Source organism: Cupriavidus sp. 207A1 (assembly GCF_057798955.1).
The window spans coordinates 24,057-38,810 of the sequence record NZ_JBYOJO010000017.1 but is presented as its reverse complement, the minus strand read 5'-3'; the positions used below and the strand labels follow the sequence as shown (position 1 = coordinate 38,810).

The 14,754-nt window shown below is 68.8% G+C and carries 12 protein-coding genes and 1 tRNA gene; 10 read left to right on the top strand and 3 right to left on the bottom strand.

Annotation, left to right across the window (positions count from 1 at the left end; translation table 11 throughout):
* The first annotated feature begins 2 nt into the window (after positions 1 to 2).
* The 3 genes from AC3FMM_RS25975 to pgi all read left to right on the top strand — a co-directional run bounded on the left by AC3FMM_RS25975 (position 3) and on the right by pgi (position 4,790).
* Positions 3 to 1,310 (top strand): D-amino acid dehydrogenase, encoded by a 1,308-nt coding sequence (locus tag AC3FMM_RS25975; protein WP_115709335.1) that lies wholly within the window; start codon positions 3 to 5, stop codon positions 1,308 to 1,310.
* Positions 1,311 to 1,317: 7 nt separating this feature from the next.
* Positions 1,318 to 2,907 carry an NAD(P)H-hydrate dehydratase gene (locus tag AC3FMM_RS25970; RefSeq protein ID WP_488687672.1) on the top strand — a complete coding sequence of 530 codons (1,590 nt, stop codon included), beginning with the start codon at positions 1,318 to 1,320 and terminating at the stop codon, positions 2,905 to 2,907.
* 239 nt (positions 2,908 to 3,146) lie between these two features.
* Complete coding sequence (gene pgi / locus AC3FMM_RS25965) at positions 3,147 to 4,790, top strand: glucose-6-phosphate isomerase (RefSeq protein WP_115709331.1); 1,644 nt, start codon at positions 3,147 to 3,149, stop codon at positions 4,788 to 4,790.
* A 3-nt stretch (positions 4,791 to 4,793) separates the two neighbouring features.
* On the opposite strand, the gene AC3FMM_RS25960 is transcribed toward pgi, so the two are convergent.
* Positions 4,794 to 5,492, bottom strand: a complete 699-nt coding sequence (locus tag AC3FMM_RS25960) for an ABC transporter ATP-binding protein (RefSeq protein WP_018005892.1) — start codon at positions 5,490 to 5,492, stop codon at positions 4,794 to 4,796.
* Here AC3FMM_RS25960 and AC3FMM_RS25955 point away from each other — a divergent pair.
* Positions 5,491 to 6,177, top strand: a complete 687-nt coding sequence (locus tag AC3FMM_RS25955) for an arylesterase (protein ID WP_116312513.1) — start codon at positions 5,491 to 5,493, stop codon at positions 6,175 to 6,177. The two genes, AC3FMM_RS25960 and AC3FMM_RS25955, sit on opposite strands and share 2 nt — an antisense overlap.
* Positions 6,178 to 6,251: 74 nt before the next feature.
* On the opposite strand, the gene AC3FMM_RS25950 is transcribed toward AC3FMM_RS25955, so the two are convergent.
* Positions 6,252 to 8,186 (bottom strand): SurA N-terminal domain-containing protein, encoded by a 1,935-nt coding sequence (locus AC3FMM_RS25950; protein ID WP_488687671.1) that lies wholly within the window; start codon positions 8,184 to 8,186, stop codon positions 6,252 to 6,254.
* 152 nt (positions 8,187 to 8,338) lie between these two features.
* A tRNA-Asp gene (locus AC3FMM_RS25945) sits at positions 8,339 to 8,415 on the bottom strand.
* Between the two features lie 363 nt (positions 8,416 to 8,778).
* On the opposite strand from AC3FMM_RS25945, the gene AC3FMM_RS25940 reads away from it, so the two are divergent.
* The 6 genes from AC3FMM_RS25940 to AC3FMM_RS25915 all read left to right on the top strand — a co-directional run bounded on the left by AC3FMM_RS25940 (position 8,779) and on the right by AC3FMM_RS25915 (position 14,733).
* Entirely contained in the window at positions 8,779 to 9,864 is a 1,086-nt protein-coding gene (locus tag AC3FMM_RS25940) for a LacI family DNA-binding transcriptional regulator (protein ID WP_488687670.1), read from the top strand.
* Between the two features lie 83 nt (positions 9,865 to 9,947).
* Positions 9,948 to 10,970, top strand: coding sequence for an ABC transporter substrate-binding protein (locus tag AC3FMM_RS25935; protein ID WP_473704073.1), 1,023 nt, complete (start codon positions 9,948 to 9,950; stop codon positions 10,968 to 10,970).
* A gap of 56 nt (positions 10,971 to 11,026) precedes the next feature.
* Positions 11,027 to 11,860: an ABC transporter permease gene (locus AC3FMM_RS25930; protein WP_062799089.1), complete on the top strand. Its 834-nt coding sequence runs from the start codon at positions 11,027 to 11,029 to the stop codon at positions 11,858 to 11,860.
* Between the two features lie 8 nt (positions 11,861 to 11,868).
* The gene (locus tag AC3FMM_RS25925; protein WP_414249111.1) at positions 11,869 to 12,789 is read left to right on the top strand and encodes an ABC transporter permease; all 921 of its coding nucleotides are present in this window, start codon (positions 11,869 to 11,871) and stop codon (positions 12,787 to 12,789) included.
* Positions 12,782 to 13,867, top strand: a complete 1,086-nt coding sequence (locus AC3FMM_RS25920; protein WP_488687669.1) for an ABC transporter ATP-binding protein — start codon at positions 12,782 to 12,784, stop codon at positions 13,865 to 13,867. The genes AC3FMM_RS25925 and AC3FMM_RS25920 overlap by 8 nt, the downstream gene beginning before the upstream one ends.
* A complete protein-coding gene (locus tag AC3FMM_RS25915; RefSeq protein ID WP_488687668.1) occupies positions 13,864 to 14,733 on the top strand; it encodes a phosphodiesterase in 870 nt (289 codons plus the stop codon). The genes AC3FMM_RS25920 and AC3FMM_RS25915 overlap by 4 nt, the downstream gene beginning before the upstream one ends.
* Positions 14,734 to 14,754: the final 21 nt, after the last annotated feature.

The window sequence follows — 14,754 nt, the reverse complement described above, 5'->3', positions numbered from 1 at the left end:
CGATGCATGTGATCGTCATCGGCGCCGGCGCGATCGGCGTCAGTTCGGCGTGGTACCTGCGCCAGGCCGGTTTCGACGTGACCGTGCTAGAGCGCCGCGGCGCGCCGGCGCAGGAAGCCAGCTTCGGCAATGCCGGCGTGATCGCGCCCGGCTACGTCACGCCCTGGGCCGCGCCCGGCATGCCGGCCAAGATCCTGCGCACGCTCTTCGCGCGCGAGGCGCCGGTGCTGTTCCGCCCCGCCGCGGATCCGGCGATGTGGCGCTGGATCGCGCGCTGGCTGCGCGAATGCCGGCTCGAGCGCTACCGCGCCAACAAGCTGCGCATGCAGCGGCTGGCGTTCTACAGCCGCGCCTGCCTGCACCGGCTGCGCAGCGAGCTGGAGATCGACTACGAGCAGTCGCAGGGCTACCTGCAGCTGTTCCGCACCGCGCGCGAGCTGGACCTGGCCGGGCCCGCCATCGCCCTGCTGCGCGAGAACAACGTGCCGCACCGGCTGGTCAGCGCCGCCGAATGCCGCCAGATCGAGCCGGGGCTGGCCGCCGGCACGCCGCTGGCCGGCGGGCTGCACCTGCCGGAAGATGAATCCGGCAACTGCCCGATGTTCGTGCGCGCGCTGCACCGGCATGCGCAAGCCGCGGGCGTGTCGTTCCGCTTCGACACCGCGGTGACACGCATCCGTCCCGGCCCGGCCGGCAAGCTGGAGATCGAGCTGACCGAACCCGGCGGCCAGGGCTCTGCCGCGGTGCTCGGTGCCGAGCGCGTGCTGGTCGCCGCCGGCGCCGACAGCGCCGCGCTGCTGCGCCCGCTGGGCCTGCGCGTGCCGCTGTATCCGGTCAAGGGCTATTCGGTGACGGTGATGATCCGCGACGAACTGCAGGCCCCGCTGGGCGCGCTGATGGACGAGTCGTACAAGGTCGCGATGACGCGCATGGGCAATCGGCTGCGCGTGGCCGGCACGGCAGAGCTGGGCTCGCGCCGGCTCGACCTGCGCCCCGCCGCGCTGAACACGCTGGTCAAGGTCGCACGCGACTGGTTCCCGGTGGCCGGCAACTACCAGGAGGCGACGCAATGGGCCGGCGCCCGGCCGATGCTGCCCGACGGGCCGCCGCTGATCGGCCCCACCGCGGTGCCGGGGCTGTTCCTGAACCTCGGCCATGGTTCGACGGGCTGGGCGATGAGCTGCGGATCAGGCAAGATTGCGGCTGACCAGATCGCCGCCAGCGCTGGCGCTGCCGCCGGCCGCGACGGTCCGGACATCGACATGGAAGGCCTGCTGCCCGACCGCTACGGGCTGGGGCCGGCCAACTGAGCCCGACATGACCCGCCCTGCCGCCACCGCCATCACGCCCACCTGCCACGAACAAGACTGGCTCGCCCTCGATGCGGCCGCGCCGGCCCCGGTGCCGCTCTACGACGTGGCCGCGATCCGCCGCCTCGAGCACGCCGCGCTGGCGCAGCTGCCGGCCTTCACGCTGATGTCGCGCGCCGGCACGGCGGCGGCGCGCTGGCTCGCCTGCCATGCGCCCGACGGGCCGCTGCTGTTCCTGGCGGGGCCGGGCAATAACGGCGGCGACGCGCTGGTCGCCGCCACGCAGCTGCATCGCGCCGGGCGCGCGGTGCAAGTCTGGCTCGCCGCCGATCCGCAACGCCTGCCGGCCGATGCCGCCACCGCGTGGCAGCAGGCGCAGGCCGCGGGCGTGCCGTCGAGCGTGATGGCCGAGGTGGAGACCGCGCAGGACCCGCACTGGCCCGCCGGCACCGCCGCGATCGTCGATGGCCTGCTCGGCATCGGCCTGAACCGCCCCGCCGATGGCCGCATGGCGTGGTGGATCGACCAGCTCAACCGCGCCGCGCTGCCGGTGTTTGCGCTGGACATTCCCAGCGGCCTGTCCGCCGACACCGGCGCTGGCGCGCCGGCCGTGCGCGCCTGGCGCACGCTGACCTTCATTGCCGCCAAGCCCGGCCTGCTGACGCTGGACGGGCGCGACTGCGCCGGCGCGGTCGAGATCGCGCCGATCGGCCTGGACTATCCCCCGCGCGAAGCACCGCAGGGCCTGGTGAACGGCCCCGCGCTGTTCGGTGCCGCGCTGCCGCGCCGCCGCCACGCCAGCAACAAGGGCACGCATGGCTCGCTGGCGGTGATCGGCGGCAACCTCGGCATGACCGGCGCGCCGCTGCTTGGCGCACGGGCGGCGCAATGGCTTGGCGCGGGCAAGGTGCATATCGGCTTCCTGGCGCAGCCGGCGCCGCTGCTCGATCCGCTGCATCCGGAGCTGATGCTGCATGCCGTGGACGCGCTGGCACTGGCGTCGATGTCGGCGCTGGTGATCGGGCCGGGCATGGGCACCGATGCCAACGCCCGCCAGCAGTTCGCGCGGCTGCTGCAGGCCGCGACGCAGCCGCTGGTGCTGGATGCCGATGCGCTGAACCTGCTGGCGTCCGATCCTGCCTTGGCCGGTGCGCTGGCCGCGCGCGGCGCCGCCACCGTGATGACGCCGCACCCGCTCGAAGCCGCGCGGCTGATGGGCGTGCCGGTGGCCGAGATCCAGCGCGACCGCCCCGCCGCCGCCGCGGCGCTGGCCGCTCAATGGCAGGCCGTGGTGGTGCTGAAAGGATCGGGCAGCGTGATCGCCGCGCCCGACGGCAGCCCGTGGACGCTGAACCCCACCGGCAACGCGGCGCTGGCCAGCGCCGGCACCGGCGACGTGCTGGCCGGCATGCTGGGCGCGCTGCTGGCGCAAGGCATGGCGCCGCTGGCCGCGGCGCAGGCGGCAGTGTGGATCCATGGCCGTGCCGCCGATGTGCTGGTCGAACAAGGCACGGGCCCGGCAGGCGTCATGGCAGGTGAACTGTATGCGCCGGCCCGCGGCGTATTCAACCAGTTGCTGAACGCAGCGCAAGCGTAAGGCAAGCGCGAGCTTCGCGTTCCGGCGCATATCGGCGGCGCCCGCCGCACCTGCCGTCAGACAACGACCGATACCGGCTCGGCGCCGCGGCTGTTATGTTGCAAGTGGTAACGATATGACGCCGCCGCGAGCCTCGATGCCGCGATCGCTGGCGATATACTTACCGCTCCGTCTTGCAAGCCGGCAATGCCACGCGGCTCGCGCCCCGCAACCCCGCTAGTCCTGCACGCCAGTCCTGCATGCCCACTGACCTTCACGCCTGGAACGCCCTGCTGCGGCACCATGACACCCTTCGCGACGCCCAGATGCGCGACTGGTTCGATCGCGAAGGCGCACAGCGCGTCGCGCAATGCTCGCTCGAGGCCGCCGGTCTCTATCTCGACTACTCGAAGAACCGCATCACCGCGCAGACCATGAGCCTGCTGATGCAGCTCGCGGCCGAGGCCGGCGTCACCCGCCGTCGCGACGCGATGTTCGCGGGCGAGCATATCAACACCACCGAAGACCGCGCGGCCCTGCACGTGGCCCTGCGCGCCACCGCCGGCGCCGGCTACAAGGTCGACGGCGAAGCCGTGGTGCCGGCGATCCAGCAGGTGCTGGCGCGCATGCGCGACTTCTCCGCGCGCGTGCGCAGCGGCGCCTGGAAGGGCGCGACCGGCGAGCGCATCACCGATGTCATCAACATCGGCATCGGCGGTTCCGACCTGGGGCCGCGCATGGTGTGCCGGGCGCTGTCGCATCTCGCCGATGCGGATGGCAACACCGCGCCGCGCATGCACTTCGTCTCCAATGTCGACGGCACCGACCTCGCCGAGACCCTGGTGCGGCTGGATCCGCAGCGGACCCTGGTGATCGTCTGCTCCAAGACCTTCACCACGCTCGAGACCATGGCCAACGCGCGCAGCGCGCGCGCGTGGTTTGTCGCCGGCGGCGTGGCCGAGCAGGACCTGGCCAAGCACTTCGTCGCGGTCTCGACCAATACCGAGGCGGTGCGCGAGTTCGGCATCGACCCGGCCAATATGTTCGAGTTCTGGGACTGGATCGGCGGGCGCTTTTCGCTGTGGTCGTCGGTGGGCCTGTCGATCACGCTGGCGGTGGGCTTCGATGCCTTTGCCGACCTCCTCGCCGGCGGGCGCGCGATGGACGAGCATTTCCGCAGCGCGCCGCTGGAGCGCAACATGCCGGTGATCCTCGGCATGCTGGGCATCTGGTACCGCAATTTCTGGAACCTGCCCACCAGCTGCATGGCGCCCTATTCCACCTCGCTGGAGCTGTTCCCCGCCTTCCTGCAGCAGCTGGAGATGGAGAGCAACGGCAAGTCGGTGCAGCTCGACGGCCAGCCCATCCGCACGCATACCTCGCCGGTGGTGTGGGGCACGGCCGGCACCAACGGCCAGCACGCGTACTTCCAGCAGATCCACCAGGGCTCGCAGGTGGTGCCGGTGGATTTCGTCGCGCCGCTGGTGCCGCCGCGCCGGCTGCCGGGCCATCACGCCAAGCTGCTGGCCAATTGCTTCGCCCAGGCCGAGGCGCTGATGCGCGGGCGCAGCGCCGACGAGCTGCGCGCCGGCGGGCTGAAGGACGAGGTGCGCATCGCGCATATGGTGTTCGACGGCAACCGCCCCAGCAACACGCTGCTGATGGAGGACCTGACGCCCAATGTGCTGGGCGCGCTGATTGCGCTGTACGAGCACCGCACCTTCGTGCAGGGCGTGGTGTGGCGCATCAACTCGTTCGACCAGTGGGGCGTCGAGCTGGGCAAGATCCTGGCGCGGCCGATCGAGGCCGAACTGGCCGGCACCGCCACCGGCCAGCACGATGCCTCCACCGCCGCGCTGATCGCGCGTGCCCGCGCGGTGCTGCAGGCGGGCGCGGCCAGCTAGCCGCTAGACCTCAAGGCCGATCCATTCGTCGCTGGCCACGCGGCCGGCGTCGATGGTCAGCACGCGCCCGCAGCGCGACGCCACCGAGCGGTCGTGCGTGACCAGCACCAGCGTCGAGCCGGCATCGCGGTTCAGCTCGAACATCAGCGCGATCACCGCTTCGCCGGTGGCGGTATCGAGGCTGCCGGTCGGTTCATCGGCGAACAGGATGTCGGGGCGCGCGACGAAGGCGCGCGCCAGCGCCACGCGCTGCTGCTCGCCGCCCGACAGCGTGCGCGGGTAGTGGCCCAGGCGCGCGCCCAGCCCCACGCGCTGCAGCATGTCGACGGCGCGCTCGCGCACCTGCGCGGTTTCGCCGCGCAGTTCCAGCGGCAGCATCACATTCTCCAGCGCGGTCAGGTGGCCCACCAGCTGGAACGACTGGAACACGAAGCCGACATGCCGGCCGCGCACCGCGGCGCGCTGGTCCTCGTCCAGCGCGTACAGGTCCTGGCCCTGCAGCCGCACCGTGCCGGTGCTGGGCAGGTCCAGCCCCGCCAGCAGCCCCAGCAGCGTCGACTTGCCGGATCCGGACGCGCCCACGATGGCGAGCGTTTCGCCCGGCGTGACGGAAAACGTCACGTCGTGCAAAATCGTCAGCGAACCGGTCGTGTCGGCTACGGTCTTTCCAAGGGATTCGACTGCAAGAATGGAAGAAGACATGGATATAGGGATCCGAGGGAAAAAGCGCAGGCTGCTGCTGGCAGCCGGCATGGCGCTGGCGATTGCGGCTGCCGGACCGGCGCGGGCCCAGGCTCCGGCCAAGACCGCGGCCCGGGCCGCCGCCCCCGCGCTGCTGGTACTGGGCGACAGCCTGTCGGCCGAATACGGCATTGCGCGCGGCGCGGGCTGGGTCACGCTGCTGCAGGACCGGCTGCGGCAAGAGCGCTTCGATTATAGCGTCGTCAATGCCAGCATCAGCGGCGAGACCACCATCGGCGGCAAGACCCGCCTGCCCGAACTGCTGTCGCGGCACCGCCCCGCCATCGTGGTGATCGAGCTCGGCGCCAACGACGCACTGCGCGGCTTGCCGCTGCACACCACCGAGGCCAACCTGCGCAACCTGGTCACCACCGCGCAGCAGGCCGGCGCCAGCGTATTGCTGATCGGCATGCGCATCCCGCCCAACTATGGCCAGGACTACACCGAAAAGTTCGTCTCGCTCTATCCCAGGCTGGCGGGCGAATACAAGGTGCGGCTGGTGCCGTTCTTCCTCGACCAGGTGATCGCGCGGCAGGACTGGTTCCAGCCCGACCGCATCCACCCGACCGCCGCGGCGCAGCCCGCCTTGCTCGACACGGTGTGGCCGCAGCTCAAGCCATTGCTCAAGCGCAGCGGCGCGAAGTGAACATAAAAAAACCCCTGCCGCATGGCAGGGGTTTTTGATTCGGGCGTGGCGGCGTAGCGCCGGCCTGGCGCGGATCACTCCGCGCCCTGCTCCTGCGTCGCGCCGGCCGGCGTCAGCAGCTTGACCTTGGAGCGGGCCTTCAGGCTTTCATAGAAGGCCTGCAGGTCGGTCTGGCCGGCCAGCTGCGCCAGCTGCTGTGCCTCGGCCTGGCGGCGGGCCGGATCGGCCTGCGGCGGCTGGCTGACCTTGGTGATGCGATAGACCGCATAGCCCTGCGCGCCCAGGTCGACACCGACCAGCGCCGGCAGCTTGGCGGCATCGGCGCGCATCACGGCTTCCACCGCCTGCGGCGTCATGCCCTCGGCCTTGGTGCGCGACACCGTCTGCACCGCGCCGAAACCCTCGGCACTGTCGGCCTGCTTCAGCGCGGCCAGTCGCGCCTCGCCATCCTTGCGCGCCAGCGCCGCGGCCTGCTGCGCGACATAGCCTTCGCGCACCTGCGCTTCGACTTCCTCGAACTTGCGCACGGTCGCCGGGCGGTACGCGACGATGCGCGCGGCCACCAGCGTGTTCGGCGCGACCTGCACGGCTTCGGTGTTGCGCTTGTTCTTGATCGCGTCGTCGCTGAACAGTGCCTTGAGCAGCTTCTCGTGGTTCAGCGGGCTCTGCGCGCCCAGCGCCGGATTCGGCTGGCGCGTGACGTAGTCGGCGGTCTGGATGGTCAGCTTGAACTTGTCGGCGGCGGGCTTGAGGCTGTCGGCCTGCTCGTAGACGGTATTGCCGAAGGCATCCGCCTGCTCGGCAAATTTCTTGTCAGCGAACTGCTTGCGCAGCTCGGCTTCCAGCTCCGTGCGCACGGCCTCCAGCGGCCTGGTTTCGGCGGGCTTGGTGCCGGTCAGCTTGATGATGTGGTAGCCGAAGTCGGTCTCGACCACGTCGCTGATCTGGCCTTCCTTGAGCGCGTACATGGCGTCCTCGAACGGCTTGACCAGCGCGCCGCGGCCCATGAAGCCGAGGTCGCCGCCCTTCGCGGCCGAACCCGGGTCCTGCGAGTTCTTGCGCGCGACGTCGGCGAAGCTGTCCGGCTGCTTGCGCACTTCTTCCAGCAGCTTGGTCGCCTTGTCCTTGGCGGCCTGGCGCTGCGCCGGCGGCGCGTCCTTCGGCGCGCTGATCAGGATGTGGCTGGCGCGGCGCTGCTCGTCGACGCGGAAGCGCGCGATATTGCTTTCGTAGTATGACTTCAGCTCTTCCGGCGTCACCGCCTGCGACGCGGCCAGGGCCTCGCCCGACAGCACCAGGTATTCGACCTTGGCCTGCTCGGGCACCGAGAAGTCCTGCTGGTGGCTGTCATAGTAGGCCTTCAGCGCGGCGGCGTCGGGCTGCACCTTGGCCGTGTAGCCGGCAGGCTTGAACAGCAGCGCCTGCACCTCGCGCTGCTGGTCGCGCACCGCCATCAGGCGCTCGATCAGCGACTTCGGCACGAACGCGGTCGCGGCAATCGACCCGCCCAGCTGCTGCGTGGCCAGCTCGAAGCGCATGCGCGCATCGAACTGCTCGGGTGTCATGCCCTGCGACTGCAGCAGCTGCAGGTAAGCCTTGTCGTCGATCTTGCCGTCCTTGCCGCGCGGCAGCTGCGCGATCGCCGGCAGGTTGCTGATCTCTTCGAGCAGCCTGGCGTCCGACACCGTCAGGTGCTCGCTGGTCACCGCATTGGCCAGCACGCGTTGCTGGATCAGTTGCTCGAGCACGGCCTTGCGTGCCTCCGGGCCCTCGAACTGGCGCGGATCATAGTTGGCGCCCAGGATCTGGCGCGCGCGCTCGCTCTGGTCGCGCACCACGTTGTCGACCTCCTGCACGCTGATGGCACGGCCGTCGACCTTGGCGGCATCGTGCGAGCTGTCCATGAAGCGCGAATAGCTTTCCACGCCGAAGAACACGAACGACGGGAAAACAAGCACCAGCAGCAGCAAGAGCATCAGGCGCCGGTTGTTGCGTACGAAATCAAGCATGCGGATTCGGGTAGTGGATTGGCACGAAAGACAAACTCCGCGATTCTATCAGGAGCCGGTGGGCAAGCGCCCTTTGTGCAGGGTGGCGAACATGGCGGAGCGAAGCCATGGCGCAAAAGAAAAACGCCCGCGATGCGGGCGTTTCTTGATACTGGCGGAGTGGACGGGACTCGAACCCGCGACCCCCGGCGTGACAGGCCGGTATTCTAACCGACTGAACTACCACTCCTGTGTCGGTACCTGCTGCAGCGTACTTTCGTACCAGCGCCGCAGCAGCGAGGCGAAACTATAACGTATGTTCCCGGACCAGCGCAATACGGGGCACGTTTAAATTTGGCCCCTCGTGCCGGCCTCCATCGGCCCCAACCAATCAAGCGACGGATCCATGGAGGGTCCCTCGCCCCTCGTGTCATCCCGCTGTCACTTGCGCCCCGCACAATCGCCTTCATCCGGCCTTCCAGGCCACTCGCATGGCCCCGCCGCTTGTCTTGCGGCGCACCGCACCAACGGTTGTCCTTGACACCCGTTTTTTTGCGGCTTGAATGAAAACGTTTTCATTTCTTCTGCACCGACTCCTGCACTCACCTGCCGAATGCGCCGCAACGCCACCTCCCTCGCCGCTTCGCCCGCGCCATCCAATGGCGCGACCCTGGTCAATGTCGCCAGGGCCGCGGGCGTGTCGCTGGCGACCGCCTCGCGCGTGTTCAGCAATCCGGAACTGGTGCGCCAGGACACCGCCGAGCGCGTATTGCAGGCGGCGGGTGAGCTAGGCTTTCGCCCCAACCTGCTGGGTGCCAAGCTGCGGGCCCAGCGCTCGCGCATCGTCGGGGTCATGCTGCCGACGCTCGAGAATGCCGTGTTTGCCGAATGCTGGCGCGGCATCGAGGAGGCGGCGCTGGCGCAAGGCTATTCGCTGATGCTGGTGACCAGCCGCTACGACCCGGCCCGCGAACGCGAGCGGATCGAATATCTGCTGCGTCACCGCGTCGACGGCATGGTGCTGACGGTGGCCGATGCCGCCCGCAGCGCGGTGCTGGAACAGCTGGATGCCGAAGGCGTGCCTTATGTCCTGGCGTACAACCAGGCAGCGCGCCGGGGCCAACGCTATTCGGTATCGGTGGACAACCGCGTCAGCGCGCGCGCCGGCGTCGAGACGCTGATCGCTGCCGGGCATCGGCGCATCTCGGTGGTGTCGGGCGCCTTCGTCGCGTCGGACCGCGCCAGGCAGCGCCATATGGGCTACCAGGACGCGATGCGCGCGCATGGCCTGCAACCGTTGCCGCCGCTGTCCCTGCCAGCCCATACGCCCACGCACACGCCGGCGGAGGTCGAGCGCATCCGGCGGTTCGTCACAGCGCCATCCGCGCCCACCGCGCTGTTTTGTACCAACGACATGCTGGCGATCGGTGTGATTTCCATCCTGAGGCGCCTGGGGCTCTCCGTGCCCGGCGATGTATCCGTGCTCGGCTACGACGGCATCGAGCTCGGCCAGTTGCTGGAGCCGCCGCTGTCCACCGTGGCGCAGCCCAACCACGAGATCGGTGCGCGTGCGCTGGGCTGCCTGCTGGCACGGCTGGCGCCGGCCAGCGCCGGGGCCCCGCCTGACCCCCGCTTGCCGCGCGCGACGCTGCTGCCGCACGCGCTGCGCGAAGGCGCTACCGTCGGGCCGCCGGCTTAGCGGCACTGCAACCAAAGCAGCGCCGACATCGCCTCGTCCTACGCCGTTTTCCACCACCGTCGTATCTAGAAAAGGAGTGCATCATGCAATCGACTTCGTCCTGGCTGCGCCGCTTGCGCTGGCTGCTGCCCACGATTGGCGCGGTCGTATTCAGCCACGCCGCGGCCGCGCAAACGGCAATCTGCTACAACTGCCCGCCGGAATGGGCGGACTGGGCAGCGCAGATCCGCGCGATCAAGGAGAAGACCGGCGTCACGGTGCCGCACGACAACAAGAACTCGGGCCAGTCACTGGCCCAGATCGTCGCGGAAAAGGCCAATCCGGTGGCCGACGTGGTGTATTACGGCGTGACGTTCGGCATCCAGGCGCAGAAGGAAGGCGTGACGGCACCCTACAAGCCCGCCAACTGGAATGACATCCCCGACGGCCTGAAGGACCCGCAGGGCCACTGGTTTGCCATCCATTCGGGCACGCTGGGCCTGATGGTCAATGTCGACGCGTTGCGCGGCAAACCGGTGCCGCAGTCATGGGCCGACCTGCAGAAGCCCGAGTACAAGGGCATGGTTGGCTATCTCGACCCGGCCAGCGCCTTTGTCGGCTATGTGGGCGCGGTGGCGATCAACCAGGCGCTGGGCGGCTCGCTGGACAACTTCGGCCCGGCCCTCAAGTTCTTCAAGGACCTGCAGAAGAACCAGCCCATCGTGCCGAAGCAGACCGCGTACGCGCGCGTGCTGTCCGGTGAAATCCCGATCCTGCTGGACTACGACTTCAACGCCTATCGCGCGCGCTACAAGGATCGCGCCAACGTTGCCTTCGTGATTCCCCGGGAGGGCTCGCTGGTGGTGCCCTACGTCATGAGCATGGTCAACAAGGCACCGCACCCGGCGGAAGCCCGCAAGGTGCTGGACTTCGTGCTGTCCGACGCCGGCCAGTCGCTGTGGGCCAATGCCTATCTGCGCCCGGTACGGGCCAAGGCCGTGTCCAGGGAAGTGGAATCGCGCTTCCTGCCGGCCTCGGACTATGCGCGTGCGAAGACCATCGACTACGGCAAGATGGCCGAAGCGCAAAAGGCCTTCAGCGACCAGTACCTGAAGGAAGTGCGCTGACGTCGCGCCGGGGCGCGCGTCGGCCCCGGCCAGTCCCCCTCGAGATGGAGAAACCCATGCGCCGTCGCACCACTGCGCCAACCGCCCGCACGCTGATCGTCTTCGCGCTGCCGGCGCTGATCGTTTTCCTGGCATTCTTCTGCCTGCCGATGGCCAAATTGCTGGCGGTCAGCGTGGCGGGGGAAAACGGCGCGGGAGTCTACTGGACCGTGCTGTCCAGCCCGCGCTATCTGCACAGCCTGCTGTCCACGGTGCTGTTGTCGGCCTCGGTGACGCTGGCCACGCTGGCAATCGCCGGCGTGGCGGGGACCTTCCTGCAGCGGCATCCGGTGCCGGGCAAGCCGGTGCTGGTCGCCATGCTGACCTTTCCGCTGGCCTTTCCCGGCGTGGTGATCGGGTTCATGGTCATCATGCTGGGCGGCCGCAACGGCCTGCTCGCATCGGTGGGCGACCTGCTCGCCGGCGAGCGCTGGACCTTTGCTTATGGCATGGCCGGGTTGTTTGTCGGCTACCTGTATTTCTCCATTCCACGCGTGATCCTGACCGTGATGGCGGCGGTCGAAAAACTCGACGCCTCGCTGGAGGAAGCGGCCCGCTCACTGGGCGCCGGCCGGTGGCGCGTGGTGCGCGACGTGATGCTGCCGGCGCTGATGCCCGCCCTGATCTCCAGCGGCGCGATCTGCTTCGCCACCAGCATGGGCGCGTTCGGCACCGCCTTCACCCTTGCCACGCAACTCGATGTGCTGCCGCTCACCATCTACAACGAGTTCACCAACTACGCCAACTTCGGCATGGCCGCCGCACTGTCCATCCTGCTCGGGGTCGTGACCTGGGCGCTGCTGGCGGTGGCGCGTCATCTTTCCGGCAACGCGGTTGCCGCCACCGCGTAGGAGCAAGCATGAAGACCAACCGTCGCGGCTCCGCCTATTGGGCGCAACTCGCGCTGACGCTCGCCGTTTGCGCGTTCATGACCGTCCCCGTGGCGCTGTCGGTGCTGGCCGGACTCACCAACAATATCTTCGTCGGGCTGCAGAGCGGCCTGACCACGCGCTGGGTCGAGGAAGTGTGGGCCCTGTACCGCAACACCATCTTCCTGTCGCTATGGATCGCGCTGGCGTGCCTGGCCTGCACGCTGGTGCTCGGCGTTCCGGCCGCCTATTACATGGCGCTGCGCCGCAGCCGCGTGACCCGGCTGATCGAAGAATTGCTGATGTTGCCGGTGGCGATCCCCGGACTTGCGACGGCACTCGGCCTGATCCTGCTGTATGGGGGCCTGCCATGGCTGCGCACCAGTTGGGTCTTCATCCTGATCGGGCATGTGCTGTTCACCTTGCCCTTCATGGTGCGCTCGGTGCTGGCCATCATGTCCGCCATCGATATCCGCACGCTCGAGGACGCCGCCGCCAGCCTCGGTGCGACACGCATGCAGCGTTTTTTCACCGTGGTGCTGCCCAATTGCCGGCAAGGGATACTCGCCGGCGCGCTGATGGTCGTGACGCTTTCGGTCGGCGAATTCAACCTGACATGGATGCTCCATACGCCCACCACGCAGACGCTTCCGGTCGGACTCGCCGACAGCTATGCCTCGATGCGCCTGGAGATCGGCTCTGCCTACACCATCGTGTTTTTCCTGATGATCATTCCGCTGCTGGTGATCATGCAAATGGTGTCCGCGCTGGGTGCGCGGGCCCAACGACATCCGGTGCAGGAGATGCCCATGCCGTTCGCCGGCACGGTCACCAGTTCGCATAACTCGCCAGCCGGACCGGACAGCACCCCGCAGTCCCAGCCACAGACGGAGGCCCCCCGCCATGCATGAGCCCACCCCCATCGCCTTGCGCCAATGCGGCAAGACGTTTCCCGACGGCACGCGCGCGCTCGAGCCACTGAATCTGGACATCGGTGCCGGAGAAACTGTCGTGCTGCTCGGTCCGTCCGGTTGCGGCAAGACCACCACGCTGCGGATGATCGCGGGGCTGGAATTTCCCGATACGGGCGGAGAGGTCCTGTTCGGCGGCGCAGCGGTCACGCATCTGCCGATCGAGCAGCGCGGCGTCGGCATGGTGTTCCAGAACTATGCCCTGTTCCCCAATATGACCGTGGCCGAGAATATCGGCTATGGCCTGCGCGTGCGCAAGGTCGACGCCCAGACCCGCCGGCGTCGGGTCGACGACATGCTCGCCATGATGCAGCTGGGCGCCTTCGCCAACCGGCGCGTCGACCAGCTGTCCGGGGGCCAGCGCCAGCGCGTGGCGCTGGCGCGCGCCATCGCCGTGCAGCCGCGTGTGCTGCTGCTGGACGAACCGCTGACGGCGCTCGATGCCAAGCTGCGTGATGCGCTGCGCGCCGACATCAACCAGCTACTGCGCAGCCTGCGCATCACCACCGTGTATGTCACGCACGACCAGGCCGAGGCGATGGCGCTTGGCGACCGGATCATCGTGATGGACAAGGGGCACATCGCGCAAAGCGGCACGCCGCAGGACATCTACCGGCATCCGGCCAATGCTTTCGTCGCGGACTTCATCGGCACGATGAATCGCTTGCCGGCGGCTGCGGATCACCAGGTATGGCGCGTGCCTGGTGGCGCATTGCCGCGTGAGCCGCGGCACATGGAGGTGGCGCAGGTGGAGCTGATGTTCCGGCCCGAGGACGTAGCGCTGGCCGACGCACCGAATGCGCCCGACGTCCATGTGGCCGGCAGTGTCGTCACGGCCCTGTTCCTTGGCCATGCAACCCGGCTGCTGGTCGATGTTGGCGCACCTGCCCCGATCGTGCTCGATACCGCGCGACGCGACCGCTGGGTAGCCGGCGACCGCGTTGGCCTGCGCATCGATACCGGCCATCTGTTGACGGTGCCTGCTGCGCCCTCCGTGTCAGTAGGGAGCGCGGCATGAGGCAGAGCGCGCCCCAGGCCACGCCCTACCTGGTCGCCCACATCACGGACCTGCATATCAAGGCGGGCGGCAGGCTCTCCTACCGGCGCGTGGATACCGCGGGCGCCCTGCGCCAGTGCATCGACACGCTGCTGGCGTTGCCTCAGCGCCCAGACGTTGCGGTGGTGACCGGCGACCTGGTCGACTTCGGCAGCGAGGATGAATATCGCTTTCTGCGAGGGATCCTTGAATCCTTGCCGATGCCGGTGCGGCTGATGCCGGGCAATCACGACAGCCGCGGCGCACTGCGCCGCGTATTCGCAGATCACGCCGATCACGCCTATCTGTTCGCCGCGGGCGATGCCGACGCCCCGGTCCATTACCGCATCGACGCGGGGCCCTTGACGCTGATCGCCTTCGACTGCACCGTCCCCGGCCATAGCGGCGGGCGCGTGGACCCGGATGCGCTGCCATGGCTGGAAGCCGCGCTGGCCGCCGCCCCGCAGCGTCCCACCCTGCTGATGCTGCATCACCCGCCTTTCCACACCGGCATCGGCCATATGGACCGGCAGGGCCTGGAGAACGCCGCGCTGCTCGAAGCCGTGGTGCGGCGCCATCCACAGATCGAGCGAGTGCTGTGCGGCCATCTGCATCGGCATATCACGCGGCGCTTCGGCGGCACCATCGCCATGACCGCGCCCGGCCCGGCGCACCAGGTCGCGCTGGACCTCGACCTGCAGGCGGCTTCGCGCTTCCGGATGGAGCCGCCGGGCCTGCTGCTGCACTGGTGGCATCCCGTGCACGGACTGGTCACCCATGCCGTTGCAATCGGGGACCACGGACCTGCGTATCCGTTCTTCGATGCACAGGGGAAGCTGATCGACTGAGGCAATAGCTTGTACAACCCT